14 protein-coding genes are annotated in these 18626 nt (G+C 47.0%); 10 read left to right on the forward strand and 4 right to left on the reverse strand.

The annotated features are described in order from the left end of the window. Positions 1-82: 82 nt before the first annotated feature. The 3 genes from nirD to nirB form a co-directional block, all read right to left on the reverse strand. Entirely contained in the window at positions 83-436 is a 354-nt protein-coding gene (gene nirD / locus V6C93_RS20130; RefSeq protein WP_333478456.1) for a nitrite reductase small subunit NirD, read from the reverse strand. 115 nt (positions 437-551) lie between these two features. Beyond that, complete coding sequence (cutA, locus tag V6C93_RS20135) at positions 552-887, reverse strand: divalent-cation tolerance protein CutA (protein WP_333478457.1); 336 nt, start codon at positions 885-887, stop codon at positions 552-554. Between the two features lie 14 nt (positions 888-901). Further along, positions 902-3451 (reverse strand): nitrite reductase large subunit NirB, encoded by a 2550-nt coding sequence (nirB, locus tag V6C93_RS20140; RefSeq protein ID WP_333478458.1) that lies wholly within the window; start codon positions 3449-3451, stop codon positions 902-904. A gap of 136 nt (positions 3452-3587) precedes the next feature. Between nirB and V6C93_RS20145 the strand changes: the two genes are divergently transcribed. Both V6C93_RS20145 and V6C93_RS20150 read left to right on the forward strand, forming a co-directional pair. Further along, positions 3588-4223, forward strand: a complete 636-nt coding sequence (locus V6C93_RS20145; RefSeq protein WP_333478459.1) for a DUF6174 domain-containing protein — start codon at positions 3588-3590, stop codon at positions 4221-4223. Between the two features lie 42 nt (positions 4224-4265). Beyond that, on the forward strand, positions 4266-5600 hold the full coding sequence (locus tag V6C93_RS20150) for a glutamine synthetase family protein (protein WP_333478460.1): 1335 nt from the start codon (positions 4266-4268) through the stop codon (positions 5598-5600). Between the two features lie 113 nt (positions 5601-5713). Here the strand turns inward: V6C93_RS20150 and V6C93_RS20155 are convergent, their stop codons facing one another. Beyond that, positions 5714-5929: a hypothetical protein gene (locus tag V6C93_RS20155; RefSeq protein WP_333478461.1), complete on the reverse strand. Its 216-nt coding sequence runs from the start codon at positions 5927-5929 to the stop codon at positions 5714-5716. Between the two features lie 478 nt (positions 5930-6407). On the opposite strand from V6C93_RS20155, the gene V6C93_RS20160 reads away from it, so the two are divergent. The 8 genes from V6C93_RS20160 to V6C93_RS20195 all read left to right on the forward strand — a co-directional run. Continuing rightward, positions 6408-6662, forward strand: coding sequence for a DUF4351 domain-containing protein (locus tag V6C93_RS20160; protein WP_333478462.1), 255 nt, complete (start codon positions 6408-6410; stop codon positions 6660-6662). Between the two features lie 271 nt (positions 6663-6933). Beyond that, on the forward strand, positions 6934-9366 hold the full coding sequence (locus V6C93_RS20165; protein WP_333478463.1) for a M48 family metalloprotease: 2433 nt from the start codon (positions 6934-6936) through the stop codon (positions 9364-9366). Positions 9367-9870: 504 nt separating this feature from the next. Beyond that, complete coding sequence (locus tag V6C93_RS20170) at positions 9871-13644, forward strand: PAS domain S-box protein (protein WP_333478464.1); 3774 nt, start codon at positions 9871-9873, stop codon at positions 13642-13644. Next, positions 13641-14678 (forward strand): diguanylate cyclase domain-containing protein, encoded by a 1038-nt coding sequence (locus tag V6C93_RS20175; RefSeq protein ID WP_333478465.1) that lies wholly within the window; start codon positions 13641-13643, stop codon positions 14676-14678. The genes V6C93_RS20170 and V6C93_RS20175 overlap by 4 nt, the downstream gene beginning before the upstream one ends. Positions 14679-14807: 129 nt before the next feature. Continuing rightward, positions 14808-16262, forward strand: a complete 1455-nt coding sequence (locus tag V6C93_RS20180; RefSeq protein WP_333478466.1) for an adenylate/guanylate cyclase domain-containing protein — start codon at positions 14808-14810, stop codon at positions 16260-16262. 207 nt (positions 16263-16469) lie between these two features. Beyond that, positions 16470-16967, forward strand: coding sequence for an HNH endonuclease (locus tag V6C93_RS20185; RefSeq protein WP_333478467.1), 498 nt, complete (start codon positions 16470-16472; stop codon positions 16965-16967). A 211-nt stretch (positions 16968-17178) separates the two neighbouring features. After that, positions 17179-18444, forward strand: a complete 1266-nt coding sequence (locus tag V6C93_RS20190) for a bifunctional oligoribonuclease/PAP phosphatase NrnA (RefSeq protein ID WP_333478468.1) — start codon at positions 17179-17181, stop codon at positions 18442-18444. Between the two features lie 45 nt (positions 18445-18489). Further along, positions 18490-18626, forward strand: a 137-nt coding sequence (locus tag V6C93_RS20195; protein ID WP_333478469.1) for a histidine phosphatase family protein, incomplete at its 3' end; no start/stop codon positions are given.

Genomic DNA, 18626 nt, shown 5'->3' on the forward strand with positions numbered 1-18626 from the left:
GAGCGATCGCTCCTTACTTCAGCATCGTCATGCTTGCAGTTTATCAGCGATCGCTCCCTTTTTCTCGTATTATCTCACCAACTTAGACAGATACCTGCACTCTACCTTCAACTACCCTCACTTGATAAGTGGGAATGCTTACTGCTTCATCATCAAGACACTGTCCAGTCAGTAAGTTGAAATTTTGCTTGTAAATTGGGGAAGCCACTTTGAGGATACCTTTGCGATCGCCGACAATTCCCCTCGATAACACAAACGCCTTGCTAAAGGGATCGTAATTACTAATCGCAAAAACCTCATCCTCACTTCCCACACGGAAAATCGCTACCTGTTGACCTTCAACCAAAGCACAGACTCCCATATTAGGTGCGATCGCTTCTAGTGAGCAAATATCAACCCAGATTTTACTTGTCTCACGAACTAAGGCTTGAACCATTTTTTTCCTGTTAATTTTGGTTATTTAGGCGGCATTAGCAAGATTTACAAGATTAAATAAAAATCCTTAGTCAACCTTGCCTACAAATCAGAATTTAGCATCACTCAGAAGCTGATCAAATTCCTACTGAATCCCTCATCAAAGTTTTTATCGGTACTTCTGTGTTAAGCCAGTTAAGAAAGCCTTCATTAACTGATTCAGAATAGAGTTCGGCAATGAGATTCGTATAGTTAATGTGTTGGCGAATCACCTGCTCGATTGCTTCTCGATAGCCAGCTTGGGTCTTGACGATTAGCACTATTTCTGGTTCTTCGATAATTTTCCCTTCCCAGCGGTAAGCACAAGTGATGGGAAACCAGTTAGTGCAGACAGCTAGTTGTTGCTCCAGGAGTGCCTTACTTATGCGGCTCGCTTCTTCTGAGGTGTTGAGTGTGATGTAGTACAGTTTCATCGGTTTTGAGGCGATTAGTTGATTTGATTTACATTACCAACCAGAAGTTTTTCCTGTTCCTTTGCTGGACGTTTTTGACCCCGTTCTTCGACATACACAAGATTCGGATCGGACTCATCGGAATTCACAAAATGGCGGAATCGCTGGAGTTTTTCCGGGTTTTCAATTGTAGTTTTCCATTCACATTGATAGGTGTTTACTAGATACTGCATCTCTTGTTCTAACTCAGCACCAATGCCTAGAGAATCATGAATAATCACCTGTTTCAGGTAATCAATTCCTCCTTCAAGTTTGTTGAACCACGTTGCTGTACGTTCTAGTCGATCTGCGGTGCGGATATAGAACATCAGGAACCGATCTAAATATTTAATTAGCGTTTCCTTATCGATATCCTCGGCTAGCAGTATTGCATGTTGTGGCTTCATACCCCCATTGCCGCACACATACAAATTCCAACCTTTTTCAGTCGCAATGATGCCAAAATCTTTACTTTGAGCTTCGGCACACTCACGGGTACAACCCGATACAGCAGATTTTAGCTTGTGGGGCGATCGCAAACCCCGATACCGCAGTTCTAACTCAATCGCCAAACTCGTAGAATCCTGCACTCCAAAGCGACACCAGGTACTACCCACACAAGATTTCACCGTCCGCAGTGCCTTACCATAGGCATGACCGGATTCAAATCCAGCATCGACTAATCGCTGCCAAATATGAGGCAATTGCTCAACACGCGCCCCAAATAAATCAATTCTTTGTCCGCCTGTAATTTTGGTGTAAAGACCAAATTCTTGGGCAACTTGTCCTAACACAATCAGCTTATCCGGCGTAATTTCCCCACCGGGAACTCGTGGCACAACTGAATAAGTACCGTCCCGCTGAATGTTAGCGAGGTAGTAATCATTGGTATCCTGAAGACCAACAAGAGACTTCTCTAAAACATGCTCGTTCCAAGTCGAAGCAAGAATGGACGCGACAGCAGGCTTACAAATTTCACACCCTCTGCCTTGACCATGTTTTTGAATTAACTCATCAAATGTCTTAATTTGGTGAACACGCACCAAATGGTAGAGTTCCTGACGGCTATAAGCGAAGTGTTCGCAGAGATGATTCTTCACCTCTATCCCCGCCTTCTTCATCTCCGATTTGAGTAAATCTGTTACGAGAGGTACGCAACCGCCGCAACCTGTTCCAGCTTTTGTACATTTTTTGATCGTGGGAACATCGGTTAAATTCTGCTCTCGAATCGCTGTACAAATTTGTCCTTTGCTTACATTATTGCAAGAACAAATTTGAGCTGTATCCGGTAAGCTTTCCACCCCCATCTTAGCTACAGGTGCGCCTTCTCGTGGCGGCATCAGCAAATCTTCTGGATAAGGTGGTAGGGTGATGGCGTTTTGGACAAATTGCAGCAAAGTGCCGTAGGCCGAAGCATCTCCGACGAGAATTCCACCTAGTAAGCGAGTACTATCCTCATTCAGCACCAGTTTCTTGTAAATGCCTTGAACGGTATCGGTAATGGCAATTTCTCTAGCACCGGGAGTTCTGGCAAAGGCATCTCCAAAACTCGCGACATCCACCCCCAAAAGTTTGAGTTTGGTGGACATATCTGCACCTGTAAAGCTGTTCGTTGTGACGTTGTTTAACAAATCTGCCACGACTCCTGCCATCGTATAGCCGGGAGCAACTAAACCATAGATGCGATTCTTGTAAAGGGCACATTCACCGATCGCATAAATTTCTGAATCGGATGTTTGGCAGTAGTCATTGATAACAATACCGCCGCGTTCCCCGACTTCTAATCCGCAGCTTCTAGCCAGTTCGTCACGGGGACGAATTCCGGTAGAAAACACGATCATGTCTGTTTCTAATTCAGAGCCATCAGCAAAGAGCATCTTGGCAATTTTGCCATCTTCGCTGACAATTTGGGAAGTGGATTTGCTGGTATGAACCGAAACCCCAAGCGCTTCTATCTTGCTGCGGAGAATCGCGCCACCTGCATCATCAATTTGTACAGGCATTAATCGAGAGGCAAATTCGACGACATGGGTTTGTAAGCCCATCGCCTTGAGGGCATTAGCGGCTTCTAGACCTAATAAACCTCCACCAATAACCACACCAACTTTACAATTTTTGGCGTAGGCAGATATTTCTTCTAGGTCTTCAATGGTGCGGTATACAAAAGCTCCTGAAATCTCATTTCCCTTAATGGGTGGTACGAAGGGAGAGGAACCGGTTGCGAGGACGATCTTATCGTAGGGAACTGTTAAGCCATTTGCAGATGAGACGGTTTTTTGTTCGCGATCAATTGCAACGGCTTTATCACCAATATGAATTTGAATACCGTTTTCTTGATAGAGCCCCGGTTCTACCAGTGATAAATCTGCTGCTGTTTTGCCAGAAAAATAGCCACTGAGGTTAACGCGATCGTAGGCAACACGCGGTTCTTCACAGAAGGTTATCAAGTTCCATTCTTGCGTTGCTCCTTTGGCAATCATCAGTTCTAGGAACTTGTGTCCTACCATGCCGTTGCCAATAACAATTAGATTCTTTTTGGCTGTCATAAACGTTTACAAGCCCTATGCCTCAGTTATCCTCAATAACAACTATTAAAGTTTTCCAGCTTGTTTAGTAAAGTTTGCTACAGAATTTGAATATCGATGCAATATTTGCTCGATATCAATCGGGTTTTTGCATAAGATGTTAAGACTTGAACGGATAGGAGAGAAGGAGAAGCGCTGGTTTGTCATCACTAGACCTCATCAAGTGAGCGATCGCATTTTTCATCTCATCACTATCTATGTTTATGCTTCTGGTGAGGAATTGACAATACAAACTTCGTTGTGCAACGCTACAAAACCTCTTGCCAACGCCCAAGCTGATTTAGCCGTGTTGGAGCAGGAGACAAGAGTAACTCCTGAAAATTCAAGCACTGCTCAATTGCAGCGAAACAAGCAATTGTGGACTAAGCAAAATATCTCCAACTACCGCTTCACAGTGCGCCAGACTTGCTTTTGTTCAATGGAATCAATGCAACCCGTGAATATTGAAGTCCGTAATGGGAAAGTTACTTCAATCGTTCCTGCCATTGATGCACTGTCATTTAATCGGGAGGATTTCACAAACCACGATTCGATCGCAAAGCTATTTGATGTCATAGAAGATGCGATCTGCGCTTCGCAGCAGCGCTTCGCTATCGCGAAGGATGCAGAAGACCTGTTAGTAACTTACCACCCTACCCTCGGCTACCCAACCAAAATTAGTATCAATTACGACCAATGGACGGCAGATGAAGAGATATCTTTCACCGTTGAGAATTTGCAACCGCTCAAATAGGTAAAATGTGTTAGCAAATTTCAACCCCCCCAAGAGCCACACATGGAGAAAGAACTTTTACCAACACTCGATGCCGCTGGTATTCGGTTTGTGCGGATTCTCTGGTGTGACAATGCCAACATCATTCGCGGCAAGGCGGTACATCGGGGAGCGATCGCTGAGTACCTCAAACACGGTGTTGGCATCTCTGCTGCACAGCAAGCGATTCCTGTGATGGTTGATGCCCCAGCACCCGGAAGTGGTTTGGGGCCGGTGGGTGAGGTTCGCTTAGTGCCGGACTGGAATACTTTGACACCGTTACCCTATGCTCCTGGTCATGCTCGCGTGATGGGAGATATGGTGAAAGATGCTTCTCCTTGGAACCTCTGTCCCCGGAACTTTCTCAAAAGGATGGTTGCTGAGGCAAAGCGCGAGGGATTGGAAGTGATTGCCGCTTTTGAGAATGAGTTCTACTTTCTCAAGCAGACAGCGAATGGGATTGTCCCTGCCGATGAGACGGTTTATGCCTCAACTATGGCGATGGATTTGCATCAGCAGGTGATTGATGAGATTGCAGAAGCACTGGTCGAGCAGGGGATGCCAGTGGAGCAATATTATTCAGAGTCGGGGCCAGGTCAGCAGGAAATTTCGATACTCTATACTCATGCCTTAGCAGCGGCAGAGCAGCAAATTGCCTTTCGGGAAACAGTGCGTGCGATCGCACTTCAGCATAACCTAAAAGCTTCATTCTTACCCAAAATCTTCGCTGACAAAGCGGGTAGTGGTTGTCACCTCCACCTGAGTCTCTGGCAGGATGGACAAAACCTGATACCGAATCTCGATGTAGGAGGGGAACTATCAGAAATTGCCCGTCGCTTCATTGCTGGAATCCTCCACCACCTCCCAGCACTCATGGCACTCACCACACCCAGCACCAATTCTTATCGCCGGATTCGTCCACATCATTGGAGTGGTGCGTTTCGCTGTTGGGGAATCGATAATCGAGAGGCGGCGGTGAGAGTGGTGAGTAACCCCGAAGAATCTAGTCCGACTCAGTTTGAACTTAAAACAGTGGATGCTTCTGCGAATCCTTATCTCGCTTTGGGGGCTGTGATTGCGGCGGGACTGGATGGCATCCGGCACTGTCGGGAACTGGGAGAACCTGTGGCAATAGACCCTGGATATATGACAGAAGCGGAGCGAAGTACCAGTAATATCGATCTATTGCCTATCAACTTAGAGCAGTCTATCGCTCAACTGAGCAGCGATCAAGTGCTTCTAGATGCTTTGGGTACAGAACTGGCTCAAGCTTACTTGGCAGTTCGCAAAGCCGAGTGGGAAGCTATGAAAGATTTAGCAATGGAAGAGGAAGTGAAACTTTTATTAGAGCGATATTGATGGAGGGGGATAGGTTGAAGGTTGGAAAGTTGAAAGTTGCAAGGTTGGAAAGTTGAAAGTTGGAGATTCAACCCTCTCCTAAGCTTCAACCTGCTAACCTGCTAACCTTCTCGTCACTTGATTACGACTTCCATCCTACCTCTACGAACCGCATACAGTAGACGATTGATTAAATCTTGCTCAGCTTCGCTGAGGGGATAGGTTAAGAGTGCAGCCACTAAGCTATAGCAGTCTGTAAGAGTTAATTTGCCTTTTTGAGACGCTTGAGTAAATAGCTTAGCGATCGCAGATTCTAGGAGGCGTGTTTCGGACAAATCAGCATTTTTCATAGTACAGCTTCTCACTCTCTACTTCCCAGCCTTCGCGTCAAACTCTTGCTGCTTGTATTCAAGGTATGACAGGCGGCTTGTTTCTCACTTCCCCCAGTGGATTCACCCGACTGGGTAATAGTTTACTACGCCTAATCTGAATACAATTCTGGAAGGATTAACAAATTCTAAAGGTTTGCTCATCGGTCTTTGGGAATAGGAAGCGCTGAACTCTAGGTAGAACTCTTAAGATGGGGAGCGATCGCTTTGGTGAGTTGTCTGCGTGACAAGAGAGGGCGTGAAGTACAGCTATCCCAAAGGGTATCGCACTCCTTCATCTTCTTTCTGCCACCAAGGGTGTCAGTTTTTTATTAGCGTGATAGGTCAGGTTGAGTTTCAAAGCAGTTAATCAATTTCTAGATATTGCGGGGGATGTGTGTAGGGTTCCTACTTCCTCACCTGCTAAGTCTAGATAACTGGTGTTTAAACTGAGAACATTGTGACTGCCTACATAGAAGAGGGAAAGCAGGAAGGATTACAGGAAGGATTACAGGAAGGATTAAAACAAGAAGCACTGAAACTAACAATGCGATTGTTGCGGCGGCGTTTTGGTGAGCTTGAAGCGCGAATAGTTGCTAAAGTTCAGGCGTTATCCACGGAGCGGTTGGAGGAATTAACAGAAGATTTATTAGATTTTGATGAGGTAGAAGATTTAGATGCTTGGTTGGAATATCCGGGATTAGAGAATGACTAAATAAGATTGCCCCTTTGGGGGAGCTTCGCTTTACACGAAGGCTCATGAGCATCTCCAACTGACATTGTAGAGATGCGATCGCGCTGTGGCTAGATGAAGGCTAGATGTATAGGAGCGGATTGAGCATCTGGTAATTAGGCTCAAAGATTTGAGGAAAAATCTCTTTCCTCTGACACTTGACTGGTGCCCACCAACCCTTATTTTCAGACTAATGATAGAATATTTCCTCCACAAGGGTATCTTATAGGAACAGAGTGACTGGAAGAAGACTATGGGAGCTGTTCCAAATCCTTCGCTTGACGCTGGTCTTGACGCCCTGCAACAGGCAAATTACTCAGATGCGATCGCTCACCTCGAAGCTGTCCGCGAGACGGAGTTAGACGAGTCTCTTGTGACTCAAGCTTCACAGGCGCTCGTAACGGCTTACCAAAGAAGTGGTGATGTGGAACGTGCGATCGCCCTTTGCCAACACCTGACTCAGCATCCTGACTCTGAAGTCCGGGTATGGGCAACAAGTACCCTGCTAGACTTAAACGCGACGACCCCAGCCACCCCCCGCGCCTCGGCTTCAGACTCCACAGGATTTGTCCCCTTTAATCCAACTCCATCTCAAACACAAACCCCCCCGCAAAAGACGCCCTCTGCCATTGCCCAACGATTGGCAAATTCCACCAAGCGTCTGTTTTCTAACGCCAAAACTCAGGACACTCCCAAAAGCACCACTCCGACACAAGCAAAGGCAAACAATCGCAGACTTGCAAATGCTGGGATAGCAGGGAATTCTCGCTCCAATTCAGCCACCACAACAGAAAACCCATCCTTACTTCCCGCTTCTTACTCTCCCCCCTCAACTCCGGTACCCTCACTCTTCACTCCGCGTCCAAGATGGCGCAACAGCGGACGCGCCGAAAACTGGAGTCCTCTCAAACCTGTCAAATTGGGACGCCTTTGGTTTGTCGAAGCCGTCACCCTTGTCGCGTTGTTTTGGGTTATGCAGGTCTTCCTGCGCTTCGTAATGCAAACCACCAACGCCATCTTGGTGCAGTTCCCCTTTTTAGCTCCCATCCAACTCTTCTACCGCGACCCAGCTCACGCGATCGCCATTGTTTTAGTCATCCTGCTGATTGCTTCTCCCTGGCTGCTCGATGCGTTATTGAAATCGGTTTATGGACTTGAGAGCCTACCCCTAACACAACTAGCCTCCAACAATCCAGAAGCTGCTCAGGTTGTGCAACGATTTTGCCGCCAACGCAAGATTCCTATCCCTACACTGGGCATTTTACCCACGAATGCTCCAGTGGCACTTACCTATGGCAATCTCCCCCGGACGGCTCGAATTGTCGTGAGTCAGGGCTTATTGACCCAACTGGCGGATAACGAAATTGCTACCCTCTACGCAGGTCAGTTGGGGCATATCCGCCACTGGGATATTATCCTGATGTCTCTGGGTGTGCTAGTTATCCAAATCCCTTACACGATTTATTGGCTAGTCGCTCAGGGAGGAGAGCAGTTTGCCGACTTTGTCGGGCGTAAGCTGCCCTCTTATCAACGATTTCTTCCAGCGCTTATTCTGGCCATTACTGGATTAATCGCCTCTATTAGTTACGGCATCTACTGGTTATTCCGCCTACCGCTTCTCTGGCTTTCCAGGGCGAGAGTATTTTATAGCGATCGCATTGCCGTCGAAACAACCGGCAATCCCAATGGCTTGACCCGCGCTTTACTCAAAATTGCCCTAGGAATTACCGAAGAAATCCAGCACGACCGCAAAACCAGCGGACTTGTAGAAAGCTTCGACCTATTACTACCAGTAGGATATCGACAAGCACTCACAATAGGTAGTTGTTCTCCCCAAACTTCCTTTGAAACCGTCTTACAGTGGGACTGCACCAACCCTTACCGCGACTGGTTACTCATTAGCGCATCCCATCCTTTATTGGGCGAACGTGCCGCCATGCTGGGTCGCAATGCCCAGTTCTGGAAGCTTGACCCTGAACTCCATTTACCTCCCATCGCTCCCCCAGTTCGCACTCCGGGTTCATGGATGTCCAAACTTGTCAATAGTCCTAAAGCATTTCCCTTGCTGCAAAGTGCAGTGTTTTTCGGGCTACTCCTCGGCATTATCCTGAGAGGTATTTTCTGGTCAATAGGACAAATTGGCGATCGACTCAACATTTGGCAGGTTATCTGGATGCACAATGCCAGACCCTTTCTCGACGCTTGCATTCTGGTTGCCTTTAGTCTCAGTCTATTCCTCTGGATTAATCGCTACTTTCCCGACATCAAACCGTCTACTGTAAAAACTGAACCCAATGTAGGAGAGTTTTTCGCTAATCCAGCGATACTCCCCCCGGATAGTGAACCGGTTCAGCTAACCGGTCAACTCTTAGGGCGTCATGGCTTACTCAACTGGCTGGGACAGGACTTAATTTTGCAAACCTCCACAGGTTTGGTAAGACTCCACTTCTCTTCTTTCCTCGGCCCCTTCGGTAATGTGTTACCGAAGTCTATGCGTCCCAGCAATTTAGTAGACCAGCAAGTGACCGTCACCGGCTGGTTTCGCCGGGGTGTAACGCCCTGGCTTGACATTGAAACGCTACGTAGCCAAGGCGGTAAAGTGACACGAGCCCATTATCCCATCTGGCTCACCCTGCTTGCCCTGGTCGCGGCACTCTGGGGAGCTTACCAAATTTGGCAAGTGTAGTCGGATACACCGATGGTTGCCACCCAAACGTAAAGAAATCTTGCAGATATTTGCTGTAGTTGTTACATTTATTTACATAACCATGACATAGACAGCACGGAGCTTTTTAGCTCATCAACTTGGCCTTGAGAAAGGTTGAGGTGTCTCTGTACTAGGTTTTCTCCCTTCAACACAGCAAGTTCTACCAGTCACTACGAATGGCTGGTTTTTTATTAATCCGCTTACCCTCTCCCCCGCCCCGATAAAACGCTTCCACAAATCTAAGCGATGGTACTGAGCAAAGGGTTCTCGGCTCGATTCCAGTCGAGCCGAGTGTGCTGTTTGGGTATTCGTCACAATATTATTAGAATCTCTCAATCCCTTTTGTTAAAGGTATCGAAAAATTAATCAGGTTCAATAGTCTTAAAACTTGGTTGCAAACTTGACATTTTTTAATGAAATGACTGGGTAATTGAAGCCTATACGAAATAATTAAAGGTCTCTTGGCTGACGTTGGAGGGAAATATGGAAAAGCGATCGCAAGAATTCACTAAAAACAATAACCCTTGGGAACAGCCGATGAAGGTTACTCAAAGAGCAGAAGAGACACTGTGGGAAAGTCAGCATTTCATCCAAAGGATGCGAGAGATAACCCCCAGCGTTATCTACATTTATGACCTGAATACTCAACGTAGTCTCTACGTCAATCGCCAGTTTGGCCACATACTGGGCTACACATCCTCAGAAATCGTGCAAAGGGAAGAGGACTGGTTGCCAAATCTTTTGCATCCTGACGACAGGGACACCGTCATCGAACATTTCAATGGCTTTTGGGACACTGGCGATCGTGAAATCGTGACGATTGAGTACCGAATCGGTCACAAGAACGGAGAATGGCGCTGGCTGAGAAGCCAGGAAACAGTTTTGCAGAGAAACTCGGAGGGTTTACCCGCTCAGATTTTGGGAATCGCAGAAGATATTACTGAGTGCAAGCAAATCGAAGAAGCTCTTGTTGAGAGTGACCGACGATTTCGCGCAATTTTTGACCATACCTTTCAATTTACTTGGCTCCTGAAAACGGATGGCACGCTTTTAGAGGCGAACCAAACAGCGTTAGATTTCAGTGGGCAAACACGCTCGGAGGTGGTGAACCATCCGTTTTGGCAAGGGCAGTGGTGGATGAGTTCTCCAACAACCCAGGAGCAGCTCAAACAGGCGATCGCCGCCGCGCGTCAGGGCAAGTTTGTGCGTTATGAGGTGGATATTAGTGGAGCATTTGAGGCTGTAAGAACCCTTGATTTTTCAATCAAGCCGTTCAAAGACGAAACCGGTCAAGTAGTGCTGCTCATTTCTGAAGGGCGTGATATTAGCGATCGCAAGCAAGTGGAAGCCTTGTTGGCAGAACAAAATCATATCCTGGAAATGATTGCTAAGGGGGAACCCCTCTGTGAGGTTCTCAGTACTATCGCTCAGTTAATTGAGAAGCAAATCTCTCAGTGTTGGTGTTCCTTCCTCCTCCTTGACAAAAACGGCGTCAGTTTGAGACATGGAGCCGCCCCCAGCCTGCCAGAGGCTTATAACGAAGCCGTGGATGGAACGACTATCGGCCCCTATACAGGTTCCTGCGGTACCGCTGCCTATTGGGGAGAAGCGGTGATTGTCGATGATATTGAGAGTAGCCCTCTGTGGACAGATTTCCGGGATTTGGCACTTTCCTACGGATTGAGAGCGTGTTGGGCTCGCCCTATCTGTTCCACTCAGGGGAAAGTGTTAGGCACCATTGCCATCTATTACCCAGAACCCCATACCCCCAACCGTTACGAGCAAGAGCTAACAGCCAAGGCGACTCAACTCGCCCGAATTGCGATCGAGCGCTCGTTTGCACAAGAGGAATTGCTCCGTAGTAACGCCATGCTCAAAGCTCAACAAGAAGCGGCGCTAGATGGGATTCTGGTGATGAACGAAAATCGTCAGATTGCTTCCTATAATCAACGTTTTTGCCAGTTATGGCAGATTCCGCCTCAACTTGTCGAATCTGGGGACGAGGGATGGTTGCTCAATGAATTACTCTCCCAACTTGAAGACCCGCAGGAATTTCTGGCTGAAGCCGAGCATCTCTACGCTCATTCTACAGAAACGAGCTACGATGAATTGAATTTTAAGGATGGGCGAATCTTTGAATTTTACTCTGCCCCTGTACTCTCTCCCTCCGGAGGCTACTATGGCAGAATTTGGTACAACCGAGACATCACCGAGCGTAAGCGGGCAGAAGCTGCACTGCGCCAGACTGAAGAGAAATATCGCTTGTTAGTTGAGTCAGCTGGGGACGCGATCATCGCCGTAGATTCAGAAACGGGGATTATCCTAGAGGCCAATCAGATGGCTGAAAAAATTCTAGGACGCTCCAGAGCCGAAATGATTGGTCTGCATCAAGCCGAGATTCAGCCTGCCGAACGGCGCGAAAAATATCAGATTCTTTTCAACAAACACGTTGAGGCAGGCGGTGTCCTTCAAAGCGAGGTGGAACTGTGCCACAAAGACAACACGATTGTGCCTGCGGAGGTGAGTGCGACGGTTGTGGATGTTCAAGGTAAAAAAATTGTTCAGGGAATTTTTCGAGACATTCGCGATCGCAAACAGACCGAAAAAATCCTTAAGCAAGCTAAAGTTGCCGCTGAAGCCGCCAATCGCGCTAAAAGCGAATTTTTAGCGAATATGAGCCATGAACTGCGTACCCCCTTAAATGGCATTTTGGGATACGCCCAAATCCTGAAACGTGAACCCAATCTCATCACGAAGCAACAAGAACAATTGGGCATTATTCAACAATGTGGCGAACATTTGTTAACTCTGCTCAATGACATCTTAGACCTGTCCAAAATCGAAGCCCGGAAAATGGAACTGTATCTCAGTGATTTTCCGTTCTCCCATTTTCTAGGAAGCATTATCGAAATCGTGCGCATTCATGCCGAACAAAAAAACATTTTCTTTCGTTATGAAATGCTTTCCCAACTACCAGCGGTTGTTCGGGGTGACGAAAAACGACTGCGACAAGTCCTGATTAATCTCCTCGGCAATGCGGTGAAATTTACGGACACTGGCGGGGTAACCTTTAAAGTCGGCTATGTAACAGGAGATGGAGACTGGGGGCTGGGGACTGGGGATAAGGGAGATGTTCCCCCAAACTCTTCCGCGTCTTCTGCCCAATTCCCATCTCAAAAAATGCGCTTTCTGATCGAAGACACTGGCATTGGTATGCCATCCGAGCAAATCGAAGAAATCTTTTTACCCTTTCATCAAATCGGTGACCCCACGCGTCAGGCAGAAGGTACAGGCTTAGGATTAGCCATCAGCCAAAAATTAGTACAGTTAATGGGCGGCAAACTTCATGTCGAAAGTCGCTTGGGTCAAGGTAGTGTTTTCTGTTTGGATTTAGAGCTACCAGCCGTGTCAGAAGAGGCAGAAGTTGTTGAGCATCCTCAAGGGAAGGTGATTCGCCTAAAAGAAAAGTACAGGTTACTCGTGGTAGACGATAAATGGGAAAATCGATCAGTTCTGCTTGACCTCCTCTCCCCGTTGGGATTTGAAGTCCAAGAAGCAAGAGACGGTCAAGACGGACTGAATCAGGCGCTTGGGCATCAGCCGGATGTAATCTTGCTCGATATGGTTATGCCTGGAATGGATGGCTTTGAGGTGGTTAAGAGACTACGGGAGTTACCTACTCTCGGTCGGGTTGTTGTGATCGCGATGTCGGCAAGCGCTTTCGACTACGACCAACAGAAGTGTTTAGCAGCCGGTTGTGATGGTTTTATTTCCAAACCCTTACGGGTAGAAAAGCTCTTAGAACAGCTACGCCAACATTTGGGATTGGAATGGGTTTACGAGGAAACGGATGTAGATGCTCCCGCTGTTCAGGGCAGTGCGATTGGTATCAGCGCCGCTTCCCACAAGGTAGCAGGAAGGATACAGGATGAACGGAATGATCCACTTGGCAGCGGGCTTCCTCTGGGAGGTATCTTAGCTTCACATCCCTCTACAGGCTACGGGCAAACGGCGCAAATACTCACAGACACTACGCTTCAATCCTCTATCGTGGCTCCGCCACCCGAAGAACTGACGGCTCTCCATAAACTAGCCATGATGGGCGACATTCGAGGTATCCAGCAGCAAGCCAAGAGGCTTGAACAGTTAGACGAGCAATTTGTGCCCTTTGCCAAACAACTGAGTCAATTAGCTAAAGGCTTTCAAGAAAAACAAATTTTGGAATTTGTTAGAAAGTATATGGCAGAAAATGAATGAGTATCGAATATCCTGACAAAGGTACTATCCTCTGTGTTGATGATAGCCCTACTACTTTAGAAGTGCTGTTTGAGTTTTTGACGGATGCTGCATTCCAAGTCTTAATGGCTCGGGATGGTGAAAGTGCCATCCAGATTGCTCAATCTGAACGTCCAGATTTGATTTTTTTGGATATCATCATGCCCGGAATGGACGGGTTTGAAACCTGCCGCCGATTGAAAGCTCATCAATTCACGCAAGATATTCCAGTCATTTTTATGACCGCGCTATCTCAAACGGCGGTTGTGGTCAAAGGATTTCAACTTGGCGCAGTTGATTTCATCATCAAGCCGACTCAGAAAGAAATTATTCTAGCTCGTGTTACGACTCACCTAACGATTCAGAAGTTGAAGCATAGCCTCCAAGTGCAAAATGCGCGGCTGCAACAGGAAATTCAACAGCGTCAGCAGGTAGAAACGGCGCTGCAAGAGGCTAACCAAGAACTGCACCGCTTGGCAACTTCAGATCCTTTGACGCAGGTGGCGAATCGCCGCCTATTTGATCAATGCTTGAGCAAAGCGTGGAACATCTTGGTGAGGGAGCAGTTGCCTCTGTCGTTGCTGCTGTGTGATGTCGATTTTTTCAAGCTCTACAACGATAGCAAGGGTCATCAAGCGGGAGATGAATGTTTATATCAGATTGCCCAAGCCATGAAACACGCTGTTAAGCGTCCGGCTGATTTGGTGGCTCGTTATGGAGGAGAAGAATTTGCCGTAATTCTACCGAATACGAATGGAGAGGGTGCATTCCGAGTCGCAGAAGAAATACAGTTGTCAGTAAGAACGCTCTGCGTCCCTCATCCCAAATCCCCAATCAGCGAATTCGTAACGCTCAGTGTGGGAATTTCTTGCACCTTGCCTTGGCATAAAGGTGTTCCAGAAGCCCTAATTGCGGCGGCAGACCGGGCACTTTATCAAGCGAAACAGTCGGGGCGCGATCGCGCTGTTATGATTCCCTTGACGAACGCTGATAGTCGAGACGTTTGTACGCGATGAGAGATGCTCAATGGAGAATGGGGAATGGAAAATTGAAAATCGAAAATTAGGCATCGAATAAAACACAACCTTCTTGGGGTTTAACTTTTAAATTGAAATTTAAACGTATTACAAAAAAGCCCAACCAAAATGAGCGATGATAATAACAAAGATGTCATTGTAATTGTTGATGATAAACCGACTAATCTGGGAGTCTTGTTTGACTTTTTGACCGATTCGGGATTCAAAGTTTTAGTGGCTCAAGATGGCGAAAGTGCGATTCAAAAAGTCGAATATGCTCATCCCGATCTGATTTTGTTGGATGTGATGATGCCGGGAATTGATGGGTTTGAAACTTGCCGTCGCCTGAAGGCTAATCCTTCAACCCAAGACATCCCGGTAATCTTTATGACCGCGCTTTCCGAGACGGTGGATAAGGTTAAAGGCTTCAGTCTGGGTGCTGTAGATTATGTTACGAAGCCAGTACAGCAGGAAGAAGTCCGAGCCAGAGTCACCCTGCACCTAACGATTCGGAACCTGCAAAAGAAGCTACAAGAGCAAAATCTACAGCTGCAAAAAGCTGAGGAGAAATATCGCAGTATCTTTGAGAATGCTACAGAAGGAATTTTCCAAGCCACTCCTGAGGGGAGGTACATCACAGCCAATCCGGCTCTGGCAAGAATTTTTGGCTACTTTTCTCCAGAAATACTCATGAATGAGATTACCGATATCGGTAAGCAACTGTATGTTGAACCCATGCGTCGTGATGACTTAGTGACTCTGATGAATCGGGAGGACACATTATCAGATTTTGAGTCTCAAGTCAATCGTCGAGATGGCAGTGTGATTTGGATTTCGGAGAATATCCGCACCGTCAGAGATGCCAAGGGTCAGCTGCTTTATTACGAAGGCAGTGTTACCGACATTACAGAGCGTAAACAGTCTGAGGTTGCCCTACGCCTCGCCCGGAAAAGAGCGGAACTCCTACTGCTCAATATCTTGCCCCAACCCATTGCTGAACGGTTGAAGCGGGGTCAACGCACGCTGGCGGAAAGCTTTGAAGATGTAACGGTTCTGTTTGCTGATTTAGTTGACTTTACAAAGTTCTCGGCTCAAACCTCTCCCACAGAACTGGTTGAACTTCTCAATGTGATTTTCTCAAAGTTTGACCGACTGGCAGAGCAGCATGGGATAGAGAAAATCAAGACAATTGGTGATGCCTATATGGTTGTCGCTGGGTTGCCGATGCCTCGTCGAGATCATGCCAGTGCGATCGCTCAAATGGCATTGGATATGCAAGATGCTATTGCCCAACTCAACCTCGATCTAGATAAATCCTTCCGCCTGAGAATTGGTATCCACTCCGGCCCTGTCGTTGCGGGTGTTATTGGGATTAGAAAATTTAGTTATGACCTCTGGGGTGATACGGTCAACATAGCCTCTCGGATGGAATCTCAAGGTCTACCGGGTTTCATTCAAGTTTCCGCTACTACCTATGAACTCTTACGCGATCGCTATCTATTTGAGGAGCGAAGCCCAATCCAGGTCAAAGGTAAGGGAGAAATGGTTACCTATCTGCTCACTAGCAGAAAGTCGGAAGATTGAATTGGAATTGAGGCTAATGTTATGGGTAGCGTTTGTTTGACTGAATCTCAGGCAAAAACCACTATATGTAGTGTCAGTTTGCATTAAATCTGAACGCAAAATTTAAGCCGAGTCAACGTAATTTTTGGCTGGCTAACCGTCTAAATAACCGAGCCTGAGAGACCTGTGCTACTATCTGGGAAAACATTCTCTTAATCTCGATCACCGATGAGCAAGGTTCTGGTGTTGAACGCCTCCTACGAACCGCTCAACATCACCAACTGGCGACGGGCGGTTGTGTTGTTGATCAAAGGGAAAGCGGAGCAGGTTGAACACAACGGTAAATACGTCTATTCACAATTCCCTCTCCCTACAGTTATCCGGCTGCGACATTACGTCCAGGTTCCTTACAAAGAAATTCCTCTGACTCGCCGAAATATCCTCCACCGAGACGGACACTCTTGTCAATACTGCGGTTATACCGGTGATGAACTTACGCTAGATCATGTGATTCCTCGTTCTCGCCACGGAGGAGATACTTGGGAAAACATTGTTACAGCCTGTGTGCGTTGTAATGTCAAAAAAGGCAGCCGCACGCCCAAAGAAGCCAATATGACATTGCGGAATCAGCCTCGTAGACCTTATAGCAGCTTGCACTTTGAAGTGGCGAAACATGTGAAGGGTGGATTGCATCAAGAGTGGCGAAAGTATGTGATCGGCATTTAATACTCTGTCCTGAAGCAGAGTTATAGAATATTTAAAAAGTCTACCAACAGAGTCATGGTCGGAAAACACGACTACTAGATAAGATTGGGCTTACTGGTTATTTTGCAAAAATAAAAGAGGGTGGCTCACCAGTTGAACAGCTAACCGCTCCCATAAAGTTACGATGGAGGGTGCGCTGGCAAGAACCCTGCTTACCTTACTACAAGCCAACATGCCATCGAACTCGCTCACGTCTGTTAATGATTCACTCCAATCCGCTACGCCTTCAGATGCGATCGCTGTTGAACCGCAACAGCCGTCAACCTCTCTGAAAAAAGATAGTAGCAACATCAGTAATTCTCCTGAGAGACGGTGGCAGGAATCCTCACCGGAAGAGAAGGTAACCCAGTTGCGACAGACGCTGGAGCGTCACACAAGAGAACGCCAGCTCGTTGTCATCCAAGATTTCCCAGACCCCGATGCTCTTTCCAGTGCTTGGGCGTACCAACTGATTGCTCAACAGCACAATATCCAATGCGATATTGTATACGCAGGCACTCTTTCCCACCAAGAAAACATTGCATTAGTTAAGCTAACCAATCTACCCGCAAAGCGCTGGGGTATCCAGACATTGAAGGATTGGGATTTATCGGTGTATCACGGTTATGTGCTCATTGATAATCAGGGAACAACCAGCCAACTGATGCCTCTAGTCAAGCAGACAGGGCTTCCACTGATCGCACTGATTGACCATCACAGAACTCAGGGTGACCTAGAAGCCGAGTTTATCGATATTCGTCCTCAGACACGAGCGACGGCAACGATTTTAACCCAGTACCTTCAGGCTGGACTCCTGAAACTAGACAGCAGCATCAGCGAACATGTCAAGTGTGCTACAGCCTTAATGCATGGTCTGCGATCAGATACTAATCGACTAATGCAGGCACAGGAAGAAGATTTTATGGCGGCTGGATATTTGAGTCGGTTCTATGACCCCCAACTGCTGAATGCGGTTCTCCAAACCGCGCGATCGCGCCGCGTCATGGATGTGATTGAGCGATCACTGAAAAATCGGTTAGTACAGAATAACTTTTCCATTGCCGGTGTTGGCTACCTCCGTTACGATGACCGGGACGCTATCCCCCAGGCGGCTGACTTCCTAGTCACCGAAGAAAACGTTCACACGGCTGTCGTTTACGGCATTGTTCATGACGAAGACGAAGAAGTAGAAGTCGTGATTGGTTCTTTGAGAACCAACAAACTGACCCTTGACCCCGATGAGTTCATCAAAGAAGCCTTTGGTCAAGATAGTAATGGACGATTCTTTGGTGGTGGACGCATGATGGCAGGTGGGTTTGAAATTCCCATCGGGTTTTTAGGCAGCTTTAATGATAATGCTGAATACGCCAAGATGAAGTGGGAAGTGTTTGATATCCAAATCAAGCAAAAACTTCTGCGTCTGGTTAATCCCAAAGACAAACTGATCAATACAGACTAAGGGATCTAGAATTTTGGATGATAACTTGTATAATCAAATACCTTTATGGAACTGTATTTGATTCGCCACGGCATCGCAGCTCTAAGGGAGAATTACGCCAAGGATAAAGAACGTCCGCTGACCGACAAGGGGCGTCAGAAAACGGCTAAAGTAGCCAAACAACTCCATGAGCGGGGTCTACG

The organism is Allocoleopsis sp., assembly GCF_036703385.1.
Lineage (GTDB): Bacteria > Cyanobacteriota > Cyanobacteriia > Cyanobacteriales > Coleofasciculaceae > Allocoleopsis.